The 17,938-nt window shown below is 41.2% G+C and carries 14 protein-coding genes; 5 read left to right on the top strand and 9 right to left on the bottom strand.

Features of this window, described 5'->3' with window-relative positions:
* The coding region (locus I2483_RS12685) for a hypothetical protein (RefSeq protein WP_207277511.1) at nt 1-137 on the top strand (137 nt) is incomplete at its 5' end.
* Nucleotides 138-194: 57 nt separating this feature from the next.
* Here I2483_RS12685 and I2483_RS12680 read toward each other — a convergent pair.
* Together I2483_RS12680 and I2483_RS12675 are read right to left on the bottom strand one after the other, a co-directional pair.
* Entirely contained in the window at nt 195-1,073 is an 879-nt protein-coding gene (locus I2483_RS12680) for a patatin-like phospholipase family protein (RefSeq protein WP_207277505.1), read from the bottom strand.
* 241 nt (nt 1,074-1,314) lie between these two features.
* Complete coding sequence (locus I2483_RS12675) at nt 1,315-3,033, bottom strand: AAA family ATPase (RefSeq protein WP_207277504.1); 1,719 nt, start codon at nt 3,031-3,033, stop codon at nt 1,315-1,317.
* A gap of 356 nt (nt 3,034-3,389) precedes the next feature.
* Here I2483_RS12675 and I2483_RS12670 point away from each other — a divergent pair, with 356 nt between their 5' ends.
* The gene (locus I2483_RS12670) at nt 3,390-4,637 is read left to right on the top strand and encodes an MBL fold metallo-hydrolase (RefSeq protein ID WP_255550426.1); all 1,248 of its coding nucleotides are present in this window, start codon (nt 3,390-3,392) and stop codon (nt 4,635-4,637) included.
* Between the two features lie 2 nt (nt 4,638-4,639).
* Nucleotides 4,640-4,903 carry a DUF3006 domain-containing protein gene (locus I2483_RS12665; RefSeq protein WP_207277503.1) on the top strand — a complete coding sequence of 88 codons (264 nt, stop codon included), beginning with the start codon at nt 4,640-4,642 and terminating at the stop codon, nt 4,901-4,903.
* Between the two features lie 82 nt (nt 4,904-4,985).
* Here I2483_RS12665 and I2483_RS12660 read toward each other — a convergent pair whose 3' ends face one another.
* Genes I2483_RS12660 through I2483_RS12650 form a run of 3 tightly spaced genes read right to left on the bottom strand, consistent with a single transcriptional unit; the run spans nt 4,986 to nt 9,478 of the window.
* The gene (locus I2483_RS12660) at nt 4,986-6,497 is read right to left on the bottom strand and encodes an MDR family MFS transporter (protein WP_207277502.1); all 1,512 of its coding nucleotides are present in this window, start codon (nt 6,495-6,497) and stop codon (nt 4,986-4,988) included.
* Between the two features lie 26 nt (nt 6,498-6,523).
* Complete coding sequence (locus tag I2483_RS12655; RefSeq protein WP_207277501.1) at nt 6,524-8,323, bottom strand: adenylate/guanylate cyclase domain-containing protein; 1,800 nt, start codon at nt 8,321-8,323, stop codon at nt 6,524-6,526.
* Between the two features lie 9 nt (nt 8,324-8,332).
* Nucleotides 8,333-9,478: an HD domain-containing phosphohydrolase gene (locus I2483_RS12650; protein WP_207277500.1), complete on the bottom strand. Its 1,146-nt coding sequence runs from the start codon at nt 9,476-9,478 to the stop codon at nt 8,333-8,335.
* Nucleotides 9,479-9,835: 357 nt separating this feature from the next.
* Between I2483_RS12650 and I2483_RS12645 the strand changes: the two genes are divergently transcribed.
* Nucleotides 9,836-10,768: an LCP family glycopolymer transferase gene (locus I2483_RS12645; RefSeq protein ID WP_275956088.1), complete on the top strand. Its 933-nt coding sequence runs from the start codon at nt 9,836-9,838 to the stop codon at nt 10,766-10,768.
* Between the two features lie 134 nt (nt 10,769-10,902).
* Here I2483_RS12645 and I2483_RS12640 read toward each other — a convergent pair whose 3' ends face one another.
* From I2483_RS12640 to menC, 4 genes are all read right to left on the bottom strand, one after another.
* On the bottom strand, nt 10,903-12,150 hold the full coding sequence (locus I2483_RS12640) for a glutamate-5-semialdehyde dehydrogenase (protein ID WP_207277499.1): 1,248 nt from the start codon (nt 12,148-12,150) through the stop codon (nt 10,903-10,905).
* Nucleotides 12,151-12,345: 195 nt separating this feature from the next.
* Nucleotides 12,346-13,446 (bottom strand): glutamate 5-kinase, encoded by a 1,101-nt coding sequence (gene proB / locus I2483_RS12635; protein ID WP_207277498.1) that lies wholly within the window; start codon nt 13,444-13,446, stop codon nt 12,346-12,348.
* A gap of 337 nt (nt 13,447-13,783) precedes the next feature.
* Complete coding sequence (locus I2483_RS12630) at nt 13,784-15,823, bottom strand: bifunctional diguanylate cyclase/phosphodiesterase (RefSeq protein WP_207277497.1); 2,040 nt, start codon at nt 15,821-15,823, stop codon at nt 13,784-13,786.
* A 172-nt stretch (nt 15,824-15,995) separates the two neighbouring features.
* Nucleotides 15,996-17,117: an o-succinylbenzoate synthase gene (menC, locus tag I2483_RS12625; protein ID WP_207277496.1), complete on the bottom strand. Its 1,122-nt coding sequence runs from the start codon at nt 17,115-17,117 to the stop codon at nt 15,996-15,998.
* Between the two features lie 228 nt (nt 17,118-17,345).
* Here menC and I2483_RS12620 point away from each other — a divergent pair, with 228 nt between their 5' ends.
* On the top strand, nt 17,346-17,885 hold the full coding sequence (locus I2483_RS12620; protein WP_207277495.1) for a transcription repressor NadR: 540 nt from the start codon (nt 17,346-17,348) through the stop codon (nt 17,883-17,885).
* The last annotated feature ends 53 nt before the right edge of the window (nt 17,886-17,938 follow it).

Here is a 17,938-nt window from a genome sequence, read left to right as displayed (position 1 = left end):
TAGCTTACTATGATAGTTATCGTACTGAGACATTGCCAGCCAATCTGATCCAGGCACAGCGAGATTATTTTGGTGCGCATACCTATGAACGCCTTGATAAAGAAGGACATTTCCATACTGAATGGTCAGCGAAGTAACTATAAAAAAATACCAGGTACCGAAACGACTCAAAATCGTTTTGGACCCGGTATTTTTCACCATGTTTTCAAAAATTGAACCGTACTGATACGTCCTGCTTCCAAAAGCGACTCTTTTGTTTCTTGATCCATATCAAACTGAGTTGTGCTATAATCATCCACCGGTATGAATATGATGTTTTTTTCATGCTTTCGAGAAATATACCTTTCATCATGCGAATTCTTCATCGTTGAAAAAAGGGCTTCAAATAAATCTAAAGCATTGTCGATTTTATGTCCCGGCATGTCTTCTTGGCTACGACTTAGCTTCAAGCCAAGGACTGGACGTTCTGTTTTTCCACTTTCATCGCTAAATATCCACATAGGAAAATTGCTCAACACCCCCCCATCCACAACAATCGTCTCGCCTTTCCCTACTTTTAACCGCACCGGTTCAAAGAAAAATGGAATTCCGCAACTCATGCGTAAAGCACGAGCAATCGGAAATGTTTCTGCTGATAGTCCATAGCCCTCCAAATCGTCGGGAAGCACGATCATTTTTCCATTCGTTAAATCAGAAGCAACGAGCTTTAGTTTTCCGGGTGGTAAATCTGAAAATGTATAGACACCTTTCGCAGCCAATTTTTCTAAAAACCAATTCTCCAAAGCATTGCCCTGGTATAAACCAAGTCTCCAGTACAGTAGAAACCATTTCATTAACGGTAAAGGTATAATTGTTTTCCTTGGATCAAGAAGTACCTGAAAATCTTGTTCATCCAGCATCACTTCAATTTCCTTAGCCGAATAGCCAGCCGCTATGAAACAGGCAAGAATTGCGCCAGCACTCGTTCCAGCTATTCGGTGAAAACGATACCCCTTTTCTTCTAGCACTTGATAAGCACCAACTAACGCAAATCCCTTCAAACCCCCTCCTGAAAAAACCCCGTCTATTAACATAGCTAATCTCCCCCATTCTCATGCCTTGTTACACTGTAGGAGGAACGAGAGGAAATTAGAACGAACTTGTGGGTCCATGTGCGAGGTAAGGGGGGATTTTTTGGGATATGATTTGTGTAGATTGGCTTATGCTTGGTCAACACAGATATATGGTCGCTCCGAACACTTATATGATTGGTTCTCAAACCATGAAAAAAGAAGAGACAAATGTCTCTCCAGTTAATCAACTTTTTCAATACACTTATATTTTGACTGCGTTCTTGCTAACAACCTGTTGTATTTCTGTCCCATCCAGCGTTTCCTTTTGCATTAATAGATCCACTAACTCTTCAAATTCAGATGCGTGTCCTTGAATCAGGCTTTCTGTTTTGCGAAGCGCTTCATCAAAAAGAAGTTGCATCTTCGCTTCTTTCTCGCCTTTATTGAAAGTTAAGGTGAATCCATCTTGCAATAAACCCGTGTCAACCATGCGCTCGATGATTTCTTTCGCTTGCTGGACATCGCCACTGACGCCAATACTATGTTCGCCAAGATACATGCGTTCAGCAACGCCACCAGCAAGGATCATGCTGACTTGAGCCAATAATTCACTATACGTAGCCAAGTGAAGCTCTTTTTGAATCGGCGCTACATACCCTAGCGCTTGGCCGCGTGGAATGATTGTCGCTTTCCTTACTGAACCGGGTTTTGTTACTGCGGCGACTAGCGCATGCCCGGATTCATGAATGGCTACTCTTCTTTTTGTCTCTGGGTCGTTCATTGAACGGGAGGCACTTCCAAGAATGGTGCGGTCGATTGCAAAATCAAGATCACTCTTCGCAATTTGTTCACGTCCATCTCGGATTGCCCTTCTACTTGCTGTTTTAAAGAGAGAACTCAGTTCAGCTCCCGAAAACCCTGATGTACTTTCCGCAAGAGTATCTAACGAAGCAAAGACTTCATCAGCGAGTAGCCTGCCCCTCGTGTGAATATCAATGATTTCTCTTCTTCCAGTCGTATCAGGCAATGGTACTTGGAAAGAATAATCGATTCGGCCAGGGCGTAGAAAAGCTTCATCTAACATATCTTTTCGGTTCGTTGCTGCAATGAATAGCACACCATCGTTATTATTTCCGCCATCAAGTTGAACGAGAAGTTCCGTTAATGTTTTTTCTGCTTCTTCCCCACCATGTGCTTTCCGTTTAGCTGCCAGGGCGTCCACTTCGTCAATAAAAATGACTGCTGGTCGCTGTTTTCTTGCATTTTCAAAAAGAGAACGTACACGGGAAGCACCTACACCTACAAATAACTCTGTGAAAGCTGAACCGCTGGATGAATAGAAAGTTGCTCCTATTTCGCGCGCAATGGCTTGTGCTAGTAACGTTTTACCCGTACCAGGTGGCCCATATAAAAGAATCCCTTTTGGTGGCTGAATACCGACTTGGGCGGACCGTTTCGGATCTTTCACAATGGATAAGGTCTGTAGAATCTCTTCCTTCATTTCTTCAGGAAGCCCACCAATATCCTGTAATGTTATATCTGGTAAAGGTGTCGATTTGGATGCGCTATTTTTCATGGACGAGGCGCCGACGCCAATCTTCCCTTTTTTATGCAACACAATTAATGTAATGAGGAGCGTAATGAAAAATCCTCCAAACAATAAACTACCAAATTGGCTTTGATTGGAATAGTTATATGAAATATTATATTTTTCGACTAATTGTTCAACTAGTTGGCTTTCAGGACGAACTTGAGTTACGTATTTCCCATCTTTCGTCTGCAAGTACAAAGTTCCGCTAGACGTTTCTTTAAGGGATACAACTTGATCGTTTTGTGCTTGAATTGTTTTTTCCAATTCGGAAAACGAAACTGTGATTCCTTTATTTGCATCAAAGAAGTACCACCCTGCACTTGCCGCTATTCCAGTGACTAAGAGGACAAGAACGACAATCTTTGTAGCAAACTTCGAAATAAGCCTCAAGCTTTCGTCAACTCCTTTTAGAATATACTTCTATTATAAGCGCTAATGGTCTATTAAAACAGCTGAAATTACTGGATGTTTTGGTACATAGAATGAACGTTTGATTAATGGCATACAGTTTCAATAAAATGTTAACCACAGTGACTATGTCTGCTACACTATACTATATATGTTTAAATCGAGAATCTCATTTAATTCGCTATGGCGCTAGGGGATACCTCCCGCCCTAAGCCAATCAGCTCCGCCGCCAGTCTTAGGGCTTCGGCTATCACTTGTCAGGCGCCTTCGCTCAGTTAATAGAGGTATCATTTGTTCAATATATAGTAGAAAAATATTCGTATGATAGAGGAGAATAAATGATTAAAAATATGTTCACCAGTCTATATTTATTCGCGGGCCTACTTATTTTTGCAGGTTGCGGGCAAGGTGCTACACAGTCACCCTTACCTGACAATGTAAATGACTATTCCGAGGTAGTAGAAGAACAAGTAAAAGAAGAACAGAGCGAAGTTGTTGAAGCAGAAGTCACAGATCCTGTTAAACAGCAGAATCTTCCGCTCTCGAAGATGAAAGTTCATTACATAGATGTCGGACAGGCGGACGCCACATTGATTGAATACAGTCAGGGCGATGAAGCATTCGCAATACTCATTGATACCGGGGATTGGAACTCAGCGGAGGTTGTGGCTTATCTTCAAGCCCATAAAATAACAAACATCGATATTGTCGCGGTAACGCATCCCCATGCAGATCACATTGGGCAACTAGATAAAATCATCCAGACATTTGACGTATCAGAAGTATGGATGAATGGTGAAACTGTGAATTCCCAAGTTTTCACTAGTGCACTTGCTGCAATTGAAGATAATAATGTGGATTACTATGAGCCAGAGGTTGGCGATGTATTCGACATTGGACCTCTAGAGGTCGCGGTTGTTCATCCGAAATCACTGTCAGGCGATACAAATAACAACTCGATTGCAATTCGTTTGCAATACGGCGATGTTTCCTTCCTCTTTACTGGTGACGGTGAAGAGGAGGCTGAAAGGGAAATGCTTACTAGTGGTGAAAACTTAAAGGCAGATATTTTGCAAGTGGGTCACCATGGGTCGAAAACATCTACAACCGACAGATTTTTAAATGCGGTTAAACCAGATGTAGCGATTTATTCGGCAAGCGTTGGCAATCAATACGGACACCCGCATATCGAAACGATTAGTCGGCTTGAAAAAAGCGGTGCTCTCGTTTATGGAACTGATGTTCACGGAACAGTTATTGTAGAAACAGATGGCAAGACATTCAGTGTCCATACAAATAACCAAGGGACTATTAAACACACACCGCCTAAAGCAGAAACTGAAGTTGTCCCTGCACCTGAACCAAAAAAGGAAATACAGCCGGCTTCAAGTGGATCATGTGTTAATATCAACTCAGCAAGTGAAGTGGAGGTACAGCGAATTATTCACATCGGTCCCGCTCGTTCACAAGATTTAATCCAGCTCCGCCCTTACCAATCAGTTGACGATCTTAGTAAAATCAAAGGCATCGGACCCGCCCGTATTGCCGACATTCTCACGCAAGGCATTGCGTGCATAGGAGGTTAATTATGTATCCAGCATATCTAGATCGTTTCACAGACAACGAAAAAGCACTTCTTTTAGTTGAAGAGTTGCAGAAAGAATATCATGTCGACATATCCGCTCTCCCTACCGGCAGCACAGCTGGCACATGGCTTTTAGTCGAAATCCATGGGGATGAACTCACTTCCTTTCAAGTCGACGAAGGCAAAACTGCGGAAATGAAACAAGAAGTAGTTGACAGAATGCAACGATTAAAATCCAAGAAAACCAGCCGCTTCAAACGACCCTAATTAGATTAATAACTGTCATAAACTTAAGAGAAAAGCTGCCACGCCCATTGTGAAAAATGGATGTGACAGCTTTTATTTTTCACTATTTTTTAGTTATATCCAATCTTTCATTTCCCATGTAGAAAACAGCAATGACTGCAATTCCTACGGGAATAAGTGACCAGAGATAGGTGGCCGAGATGGATGTGGACATTGCATTTACAATTACGTCCAATATATCCGGCGGGATGTTTGCCCGTGTTTCAGGCTGGAATACAGTTTGGATATTCCCGAGTGATTCCGAACCGCCCTGCCCGCTTCCACCAAGTTTCGCAAATCCAGTGGCCATTTCGCTTGTTAGCAATTTTGTTTGAATAGCACCAAAAATTGTAATACCCAGCGCGAGCCCTAATGAACGGAAAAATGAGTTCGTTGAGTTAGCTGATCCCCTATAACGATAATCCATTTCATGCATAGAAGCAGCAGGCAGTAATGAAAATGAAAAACCTACGCCAAACCCGACAAGCACCATAAATAATGATAAAGCGATTCGTGACGTTTCAGGTGTGATCGTGCTCATTAATACCATACCGATTGAATAGGCGATAACCGAAATCACCATGATGTTGCGATATGATGTTTTCGTCTGCAATATTCCTCCAAGTGCACTCCCGGCGACCGAGCCAAGGAGCATCGGCATAAGAATGATTCCCGCATTTGTGGCTGATCCACCATAAACGGCCTGCACAAAAAGAGGAATGAAAATCGTCAATCCAATAAATGTCGCGCCATATAAGAAGGCCAGTGCCTGGGATGAAGCAAATAGTCTATTCTTGAACATCCAAAATGAAATAATAGGTTCTTTTGCTTTCGTTTCAGCCCATATGAAGACAATGAAAAAGACAACAAAGATACTAAAGAGGGAAATACTTTGCCATGATGACCACTCAAACTTTTTCCCGCCCAACTCAAGCCCAAACATTAGGCTGACGACAGCCGTAACAAGTGTAATTGCCCCAAGCCAGTCTATCGTCTGCTTGATCGGTTGTGTAGCTTCCTTGTAATAGCGAATGATCAGGAATAAAGAAATAGCGCCGATTGGAATATTAACGTAAAATACCCAGTGCCAGCTGATTGATTCCGTAATCCATGCACCAAGCAAAGGGCCTAGAACACTTGAAGCGCCAAATACAGCGCCAAGAAGGCCAGTCATTTTACCACGTTGTTCAGGAGGGAAAACATCAAAAACAATTGTGAATGCTATTGGCAATAATGCCCCTCCCCCAATTCCTTGGATAGCTCGGAATACCGCAAGCTGTGGAACGGTTTGTGCAAGTCCACAAAGAGCAGACCCAATTAAGAAAACAATGATACCAAATAAAAAGAACCGTTTTCGTCCATACATATCGGATAACTTTCCGAAAATCGGCATCCCCGCAAGTACAGCTACTGCATAAGCAGACGTAATCCAAATGTAGCTGTCCACACCGCCTAAGTCTCCCAATATTGAACCGAGCGCTGTCGCTACAATTGTATTATCCATTGCAGCCATTAATATTCCTAATAAAATCCCCGTCAAAACGAGTCTTAATTGTGTTTTATCTTCCAATGCCATACCTCCCGAAGCCATTTTCAAATGATTTATAATTGTATTCGTATTAATCGTGTATCGCCATCTACGCCATGTAATTGTTTGGTTAGGGATTCGATTGCAAAAGTCGGATTGAGTAGCGAAAATTCGTTTGACTCAAGTAAATCCTGATAGTCATGTTCACTGATGACAATATCACTGCCCACACTTTGCTGCTGGATTCGTGCCGCCATATTTACTGTACGCCCAAAATAATCGAGGATTTCATTCGCATTTACTGCAATAACAGGGCCTGTGTGAAAACCAATTTTCACTTGCACAGCTTGTGATATTTTTTCATTTAACAAATAAATATTTTTCTGAATCGCAAGCGCTGCATTGAAAGCATCCTTGTCTTGGATGAATGCAGCCATAACAGAATCACCAATTGTTTTAACAATGGTGCCATTATTAGCTTGAATATATTTCTTCAAGAAATCGAAATGTTTTTTCACATCTGAATAAGCAAGGGCATCTCCAATGGATTCATAAAGCCGGGTTGACCCTTTTAAATCTGTAAATAAAATGGTCATTTTTCCAATACCAATCTGCTGGTCTGGCGATAATACTTCTGTCGCGAATAAATCCCGAAACAGTTGAAGCGAAGTTACTTCACTTGCTGTCAGAGCAAATCGGTCCCACTCCACTTCTTCTACGACCATTACAAATTCCTCACTTGTATGGTTTTCCACCTGCAAAAAGCGGGTTTTAGCGACTTCCTTCTCAGTGAATCCAGATTCTGTAAGTGTTAATTTGGACTTGGTATCATCCGTTCCTTCAAAGATGCTTGCTGTATAATTAAACTTCAATACGCGCCAACGCAGTTTTTGATCCCAATTTGGCAATTCCAGTTCCATTGATGAATGGCTTGGAATTCGAAATTGGGCAACGACATGGGGGGAGTTGAGTGGCCCATTTACACAGAATAACGCCTGACTCGTTTGCCGAATACTCGGGTTAACAGTGAAGCGCATCTCGACATAGCGGTCAAAATCGATTTCATAATCTACTCCGCATAGATCACAATGCACTGTATTATCCAGTTGACTTAGCGAATTTGTCTGGCCTTTCGGTACTCGGCAATTGGGGCACATTAGACTCCACTCTTGATCCAGAATCCCTACTTTTGTAGCTATAAGGAAGAGTTCGACTGTCTGCCGCCGATCAAATTGGTGAGTCTCTGCCCATTGAAGGGGCTTCATACTCGTTACGTCTTCATCATTGCCGTTCACAAGTGTTTGTATAAGTTGTTCAATCATTTGCTCGTTGGTGAAGGCCGCAGTAAGCTTTGCGGTTAATCTACCTAGCCGGTCCTTCTCTACAACAGCAACTTGCTTAACCCAAGGCCGAATCACCGCTCCCCCACTATTTTCTTCTACTTGCAATGCGTAAAGGAGGGTCTTCCTTAATTGTGGGATTATAATCATTTTCATGGCTAGCCGGCCGACTAGATTGCGGTATGTAAAATCGCCCTTTAGTTTTAACAACGTTGTGTTTTTTCCTTGTGGCTCCACACTAACTTTCCATTTCGCCCGAACGGCCGGGCCTTTTGTATAAACACGCTCTATAGAATAGGATTGCTGTTTAATCCATTCAAATGCGTATTCCCGCCAGGCTAATTCTATTGCTCCAAACGCTTTTGTACGTGATTGTCGAAAGAGTGATCCCTCTTCATGGCTAAAAGGGGAAAATCGGACTGGAAACAGGCCGATTTCCTGGTTCAACTGGTTGGTGTCTTCAAGAAGAGACCATAACTGCCCAATCGGTGCATTAATGATGCGTTCTTCTTGAAAATAGATTGTTTTTCGCATTAGTATCTCCTATCTCAAATCGCTGTGCTGATCCCGAATAGCGATAAATAATGCAAGATTATCAAGAAACAATTGCACCAGTATCGGGTCGAAATGTTTTCCTTGTTGTTCGGTCATATAAGCAACTATCTGTTCCATTTTCCAAGCTTGCTTATAAACACGGTCACTGCCCAGTGCATCAAAAACATCCGCTATGGAAGTAATGCGTCCGAATATATGAATCGCTTCCCCTTTTACACCATTTGGATAGCCTGTGCCATCCCATTTTTCATGGTGCTCATATGCAATAATTGCCGCAGTACGAAGTAAATCACGTTGGGAATTTCTAAAAATATTGTAGCCTATGACAGCGTGCTGTTTCATTATTTCGAATTCATCCGATGTTAGCTTGCCTGGTTTTAGTAAAATACTGTCAGGTGTCGCTACTTTACCAATGTCATGCATAGGTGAAGCATGTTTCAAAAGGAGAGCTTTATCTTCAGAAATACCGGCCAGCTTGGCTAATAAATAAGAGTATAAAGCAACACGCTTCACATGATTTCCTGTTTCCTGGGAACGGCTTTCTCCGATTTCACCCAAGGTCTCAAGCATTTCTTTTTGCGTTTCAATAATTTCATTTAGTAGAATGGCTGACTCAAGGGATTTACCGGCATATGTAGCTGCTAAACCCAATATCTCGCTATCTTTTCCGTTAAAAATACCTTGAGCAGTTATTTTGTTTATCGCCTGAAACGCACCAATAACAGTTCCACTGGTATTATGGAAAGGAATACAGAGGACTGAACACGTTCTATATCCCGTTTCAATATCAATTTCCTGGTTAAAACGCTTATCCAAATAGGCATCCTCAACCATAATTACTTTTCCAGTTGCTATACTATGACCAACAAATCCGCTTTCCTGCGGAATAATAATTTTTTCAATGCCATGCGCTGCAACCGTCCAGATTGTCTGTTCCGAAGGTTCGTGTAACCAGACTGAGCAACGATCGGCTACCACAAGTTTTTTTCCTAAATCAGCTAATATCATTAATAATTTTTCCAAATCATTTTCCATCGATACTTTTGACATGTATTCAAATATGATGGCAAGTATTCGATCTGGCTCAAGGTCTATTGGAACTTCTTTATTCACTATTCCCTTTTGATTATTCATTGTAAGTTCCCTTCTACAAACATCGTTTAGTATCATTTACCAACACGTTAATTTTATCACGGATACTCGTTTTCCACATGACTTTTCGCTATTTTACTAACAACTAAAAACCCAGGTATGCTTAAGCTACCTGGGGTCTGGGTCTGGGTATTCATTCATCCAATATAAACCTTATTTCTGCCCGCATTCTTAGAATTATAAAGGGCAACGTCCGTTCTTCTAATTAGTGTTGTGGTCGTATCTCCTTCCTTAACCATTGAAACCCCTACTATTTAATAGCAAATGAAACTTGGACCACAGGTAATGCGTCTATATCCTGGTACACTTTTTAGAATGACCCCAACTGGAGGAACTATAATGAATCGAGCAGATATGAAAAACATGAAGAAACGAAGAAAATGGCCGTGGGTCATTGCAATCACTGGACTTATAATCGGCGGCTTTGCGTTGAATGTCTATTTTGACTTGACGTCAACATTGAAAAGTATGTATAAACCGATTGACCGAGAATTATCGGAGAAACGTGACGAAGGCATTACATTGGGTAAACAGGATCCATTTTCAGTGCTTGTTCTAGGTGTTGATGAACGAGAAGGCGATAAAGGCCGCTCTGATACAATGATTGTAATGGCCGTTAATCCTAAGTTGAAAACGACGAAAATGGTCAGTATTCCAAGAGATACGTACACAGAGATTATTGGTCATGGGACCACTGATAAACTAAACCACGCGTATGCATTCGGTGGCATTCAGATGTCACTGGATTCGGTTGAAAATCTATTGGATATTCCCATTGACTATGTTATGGAAGTCAATATGGAAGGATTTCAAACAATCGTCGATACAGTCGGCGGTATTAGTGTAAACAATCCTTTTGAATTTACGCAGGATTCGATTCTTTTTGCTGCTGGTGACATCACATTGGACGGTAAAGAAGCTTTGTCCTACGTACGTATGCGTAAAGGTGATCCTAATGGCGACTTCGGGCGTCAAAATCGTCAGAAACAGGTGATTGAGGGAGTCCTACATGAAGGGACCTCTGTGAAAAGCTTGCTGAAATACCGCAGTGTCTTCAACGCCTTGGGAGACAATGTAAAAACGAATATGACGTTCGATGAAATGGTAGACGTCCAGAAGAACTACCGAGAAGCGGCTAGTAAAGTTGAACAACTTCATTTTGAATTAGGTGAAGGCAAGCGAATGAACGGCGGTATATGGTATTACATTATGGATAAAACAGAATTACAGGAAGTTACAGATGTCATGAAACAGCATTTGGAATTAAATTAAAGGTATCCGCGGAGTGTTCAGATCTCCGCGGATTTTTTGATTTGATTCACTGTGGATTTCAGGTTTTCACATGCGACTTTCGAGCTATCCCCTTGGTTCTAAGAAGTTACTAGCGAATCCCTCAAAAAACTTCCCTAAACCCGCACTTGCCCATTGCCACGGATGACATACTTTGTCGTCGTCAACGCCTTTAATCCCATCGGCCCCCGCGCATGTAACTTCTGTGTGCTAATTCCAATTTCCGAGCCATAACCGAATTCAAAGCCATCCGTAAATCGCGTGGAGGCATTATGATACACGGCAGCAGCATCGACGTAATTCAAGAAAATTGCGGCATGCTTTTCATCATTGGTGATAATCGCTTCGGAATGCTTTGTTCCATATTCGTTAATATGAGCAATTGATTCATCAAGACACGTTACAAGCTTGACACTAACTGTTAACCCAAGATATTCCGTTGACCAATCTGATTCGGATGCCGTTTGCACATTTTCACATTCTCGAACGACTGTTTCATCCCCCAAGATTTCCACACCGTTTTCTTGTAACTTTCCGATTAGCTCTTTCCCATATTGTGCAAACCACTTGTCATGGATTAAGATTGTCTCAATCGCATTGCAAACGGATGGGCGTTGAATCTTTGCATTCAATGCGATTTTTATAGCCATCTCTCGTTCTGCTGTTTCATCAATATAAATGTGGCAATTTCCTGCCCCCGTTTGAATGACTGGAACTGTCGCTTCACGAATTACGGTTTCAATAAGTTTTTTGCCTCCCCTCGGAATAAGAACGTCCAAGTATTCATTAAGCCGGAACAGTTCTTTTGCCGTTTCCCTGCTGGTATCTTCAATTAATTGGATAGCCATTTTCGGGATATCACTTTTATCAAGTGCCGCATGAATTGATTTTATAAGAGCCACGTTTGAATACTTTGCAGAGGAACTTCCTCGTAAAACGACGGCGTTTCCCGTTTTAAGTGCGAGCGTCGCCGCGTCAACAGTGACATTCGGTCTTGCTTCATAAATCATGCCGATAACGCCGATTGGTACCCGCTTCACTTCAATAAGCAATCCATTGTCTTTTTCGATGGTTTCCAATGTCTCCCCAATCGGATCCTGTAATTCGATTAATAGATGAATGGCACCAGCAATGTCTTCGATTCGTTTTTCAGTGAGCTGGATGCGGTCAAGAACGGCGTCAGTAAGCCCTTTCGTTTTTCCATCATCCAAGTCCTTCTGATTTTCAGTAAGAATAGAAGCTTGATCCACCACTAATTGATCGGCAATTAACGCCAGTGCTTTGTTCTTTTGGTCCGTTGTGATATTCACCAACGAATAACTTACTTCTTTTGCAGCTTTCCCTTTTAGGTGTACTTCGCCCATGTTAAATCCCCCTTTATCAAATGCGCCTTGGCGTAATTGCGTCCAGATTTTGAATTGAGCTTATGCCTGCAGGACGCAGGTATGCAACCTTTCAACTCCCTTCATAATCTGTGACATCCGCCGAAGGCTTAACTTTATTCAGCAGTGGCTTAGATTCCACCACTTATAGATGTGAGAGACTACTGCTGAGTAAAGTTAAAGTTGTGCCCATCGGTCCCGATGAATGACTTCAACGGTCGATGAAACTAATTCCACAATTTTTTCCTTGTTTCGATTCTCAATCGTGTTTCTTAATACTTCCGATGAATAGCTGACCTCCCCTTTGCCTAAAATCCCATTAACGCCAAATACTTCAACAACGTCACCTTTATAAAAATCCCCCTTTACTTTAACAACACCAGCAGGTAATAAGCTTTTTCCGTTATATAAAATAGCCTCTTCCGCCCCTTGATCCACATAAAGTTTGCCTGTCGATTCGGAATGCAATACGATCCATTGTCTGCTTGTATTAATTTTCGCGATATCAGGATTGGAAATATAGGTGCCGTCCCCTCCCCCTTGTAAAATCCTTAGCAGTTTATGCGAACCTTCTCCCGTTCCGATGAAAACGGAAACGCCAAGTGACGTTGCTGTTTTTGCAGCAAGCAGTTTCGATTTCATGCCACCCGTCCCGACTTTCGATCCCGTGTCGTCAGCACCTTTTAGTAAATCATCCGTAATCTGTTCAAGATAATCAAGTCGTTTCGCTAATGGATATTTGCGTGGATTTGATTCATAAAGACCATTAATATCTGTTAAAATAATAAGCTGGTCGGCATGGAGAATCCCACTGACAAGCGCTGATAGCATATCATTGTCACCGAAAGTCAGTTCTTCAACAGAGACAGTGTCATTTTCATTAATAATGGGCAAGATTCCCCGTTCCAATAGTTCTGTCATTGTCGCAAATGCATTCCTGTAGCGATCGCGATTCGAAAAGTCGATACGTGTCAATAAAATCTGAGCTGGCACGATTCCATGAACACTAAACTTTTCAATATAGGATTGCATTAACAATCCCTGGCCCACCGCCGAAGCCGCCTGTTTCCCTTTGATTGTTATTGGTCTAGATGAATAGCCTAACCTTGCAAACCCAGCTGCGACTGCACCAGAAGAAACAAGAATCACTTCATGCCCTGTTTTACGAAGTACGGCAAGCGCTTCTATATGATCGTTGAATTTCTCTTGATCGATTTCACCTCTAACATTCGTTAAAGAACTGCTACCTATTTTCACGACAATCCGTTGTTTTTTCAATCCAATACCCCATTTCATCTATTCGTGGAAAACAAAAATAGCCCTCTCGTCCTGATATTAAGGACGAAAGAGCTTAGCTTCCGCGGTACCACCATAATTGGATGCATGCGAACACACCCCACTTTTCCCCATAACGCTGAGGGTCGCGCTTATGTTTTGCATAAGACTACGAAGGTAGGTTCTGCGATTGTCGTGACGGAATCTTCCAGCTGATAAATTCCGCTCTCTTTCACAACATGGATTCGCATAGTAATCCTTCATCACCGTTCAAGTTTTAGAAGATTTTAAATAATCATACAACAATTAATTGAATTGTCAAGCGTAAAATCTTTTTCCATTAAACCGGACTCCGCTGCGCTAACCAATTCAAAAGTTCTGGCGGGGTCATAGGCTTAGCAAAATAATAGCCTTGGAAAATTAACGCCCCCGACTCTTTGCATAGAAATTGAACTTGCTCTTCAGTTTCTACACCTTCTAGTACAATATCTAAATTTAGCGTGCGACCGATTGCAAGAATCGCCTTCAGAATAGATGAATCTTTCTCAGATTTCGGTACATCGTCTATAAATGACTTATCTATTTTCAATGTCGAAATGGGCAATTGTTTCAAGTAAGATAATGATGAAACACCCGTTCCGAAATCATCCAATGCTACAGAAAAACCTTCTTCTCGAAATGTATTAAGGGCTTTCACTGCATCTTTGATCGATTTTACTACGCTCGTCTCAGTAATTTCTAATTCTAAATTATGCGGTTTCAACTTATACTTTTTAATCATTTCCCTTAATACATTTAGCAAAATCGGTGAAGTGACATAATCCCCTGAAATATTAATCGAGACGGGACATACATCGAAGTCCATTTTTACCCACTCTGCAATCTGCTCACAAACTTGCTCAATTATCCAATTTGTCACATCTGGCATACGGTCGCTTTGTTCAAAAATGGGTATGAAAGTTACTGGCGATAGCATACCGTATTTCGGATGCTTCCAACGAATTAACGCTTCAAACCCAGACAGTCCGTTTGTACCAGCAATTATTTTAGGTTGATAAACCATAAATAATTGACCTTTGCGAATGGCTTCATCTATCCCCCCAAGGATTTCCTCTTCAAATGAATGCGAATGAATTGCATTATCGTATCGAATCACCTGATAGTCATAGCGAGTCGATGGATGTTCTAACACACCAAGCGCTTCCGTATACAAACGCTTCGGATCCTGATGCTCTTCCGTCGTTGAAATTGCACAGACCGCCTCAATTTTAGTTATTTTGCCATCAATTTCAGGCTCCATCTTAAGTTGCTTTGCAATCCTATTCATAGTGCATTCAAACTCTGCGATTCCTTTCGCATCCTGGATAAGAAACACGAAACGCTTGCCCTGAAGTTGGTAAAGTTTCATAGTAGATGATGTCCACTGCGAGAATAAATGCCCCAGATACTGAATAACTTTATCCCCAAAAATATAACCTTGCTCAACATTGATTTTTTCAATATCAGGAATATACCACATTGCCAGACATCCATCATAGGTAGGACTGTTCAACATTTTTTCAAAGCTGCGTCTGTTTGGAATTCTTGTTAAAGACTCGAAATAGTTTACGCGGTAATCAATATACCGGTCAATAAAACTCGACAACAGTAATAAGAGCAGCAACAAACCCAAACCAATTGAAACTGATATGTTTAGATAGTTCATATTCATTTGATGACTCTCATGCAAACTATCAATTTTGTCATGATGAATATAGTAAGTAGTCCCCATAAGTCCGGTATAATGCATACTAGAAATCGCTAAACCCATAACCAGAGAAGTAAACATTTTCAAGAGTCTATTTTTCATAAGATGCTGAAGGGTAGAAAATATATAGATTGCGATAAAAGAAATACTAATCGCAATCGCAACAGATGCGGTAAAAATCGTGATGTCATACGTGTAAATAGCATCTGATACCATAGACGCCATACCAATATAATGCATGGCTGAAATGCCAATTCCCATCGTAACCCCCGAAATCAGATTTAATCCAATCGATTTCCGCATGCGGTTGACTAAATAAAACACTAAAAATGAACTTGCAATGGCTGGTATAATCGACAAGAATGTGAGACTAGGTTCATAAGTCATCGAAATGGGAAGTAAATAGGCACCCATTCCAACAAAATGCATCGACCATATGCCAAACCCCATAGCAATCGATGCTAACATGAGCCACAAATTGTGATGGAAGAAACTATTCTCTTGCATTCGTTCATTCATAGATATCGCCGTATAACAAGAAAAACTAGCAATTGCTACGGACAAAAGAATGATTAAAAAAGAATATTCTCCAACAATTACACTATATAATTCGATAGAAGGATGAGTAAACAAAATCGGTTCCCCTTTACTACATTAATTGATAATATCAATCAATTATAGTTCTTCTTCCTCACGTGTCAACTTACTCCATCCTACTACTGAGGTCATATAATTCATATACCACTAATTGGCTTGGTTCAAACGATAGAAAACACTTGCTTCACTAGCAAGATGTCTCCGTAAGTTAATTTGTATTCATAGCTTTGAACTGCGTATATTCTACAGTATAGGTATCCATAGCTTCACTATCTGGCTCATAACCAATACCATAGGCAGTCGGCACAGTTATATAGCCGTCTTCCACAATGACTTCAGGACTGATGATATCCTTTTCCCAGTAGCGGGAAGATCCTGCGGTATCACCCGGGAGGATGAAATTCGGAAGAGTCGTCAGTGCGATATTATGTGCACGGCCAATTCCTGATTCAAGCATGCCGCCACACCAAACTGGGATGTTTTTCTCCTTACAATAATCATGGATTTTCTTTGCTTCTGTTAAGCCACCCACACGACCGATTTTAACGTTAATAACTTTCGTACTACCGAGTTCGATTGCTTTCCGCGTATCTTCAAGCGAATGAATGCTTTCATCCAGACAGATAGCTGTTTTCAATTGTTTTTGCAACGTTGCATGATCGATAATATCGTCTGATGCAAGTGGCTGTTCAATCATTGTCAAATTAAATTCATCTAGCTGTTTAAGAAGTTCAATGTCATCAAGTGTATAGGCCGAGTTAGCATCTGCCATGAGGGGGACGTCCGGGAAGTTTCTTCTGAGTTCGCGTAGCACTTCAATATCATGACCTGGTTTAATTTTCACTTTTATACGTTTGTAGCCTTCCTTGATAAAACCACGTACTGTTGCAACTAGATCCGCCACATTTTCATGGATGCCGATACTGATGCCGACCTCGATTTTGACCTGTTCGCCACCCAGTGCATGCGCCAACGTCATTTTATTGCGCTTAGCGTAAAGGTCCCAAATCGCACCTTCAACAGCAGATTTTGCCATATTGTTTTTACGAATTGCTGCGAATAATTGACTTACTTCGTCTGGATGCCCGATTTCCTTTCCTAATACAATAGGAATCATAAAATCCTTGATCATATGTAAGTTCGTTCCCAGTGTTTCTTCGCTGTACCAAGGCGTAGAGAATGCGACTGACTCTCCCCATCCTGTATTTCCTAGCTCATCTTTCACTTCTAAAATCAAGAAGTCCTTTTCTTGAAAAGTTCCCAAGCCCGTAATAAAAGGAGTCTTCATAGTCATTTTCATTTTTCGAATGTTGATTTCTTTGATGATCATTTCAATTCTCCTCTATTACCCAAAGTATTAACACCATAACTACTAACTTAACATACACGTTTGTGGAATCCAATTTATGCACTGAGTTTTACCGTGGCTTTTACTGGTTTACCTACAATCGCCTCATTTCAACTTCGACCCGTCTCCTTGTCGAAGTTGTACAACAATTCCATGGACTGCGATTCAGTTGCGAAATATGGTAAAATGGCTACGTGAGGTGGTTTTATGATGAATGAGAAAGAAAAAATTCTTGGGGATGAACGCCGCCGATTTATCGTCGATACGTTACAAGCGTCCGAAAAACCCATAACGGGAAGAGTACTTGGAGAAATGACAAATGTAAGCCGTCAGGTGATTGTCGGAGATATTACTTTGTTAAAAGCAAAAAACGAACCGATTGTCGCTACAAGTCAAGGTTACATTTTTATGCCTATTCAGGCGACACCCGAAAGAGTTGAAAAAACAATTGTTTGCAAACACACTCCGGATCAGACGATAGATGAACTGAATATCCTTGTCGATAATGGTGTTACAGTGAAAGATGTCAAAATCGAGCATCCTGTATATGGAGATCTTAGCGCTTCAATCATGGTTTCTAATCGGAATGAAGTGAAAGAATTCATCAAACGAATCAAAGAGGCAGATGCTATTTATTTATCAAAACTAACAGATGGCGGTATTCACCTTCATACGATAATGGCGGATGATGAAGAATATATTAAAAATGCAGAAGAAGCTTTACGAAAAGCGGGTATTCTCGTCGATTGACGTGATATCCGTTTTTTACTAATAGTGCTTTTGAAAACAAATATATATATATA

The sequence above is a fragment of the Sporosarcina sp. E16_3 genome (genome assembly GCF_017347125.1).
Taxonomy (GTDB): Bacteria; Bacillota; Bacilli; order Bacillales_A; family Planococcaceae; genus Sporosarcina.
This window is presented reverse-complemented; position numbering and strand designations above follow the sequence as displayed.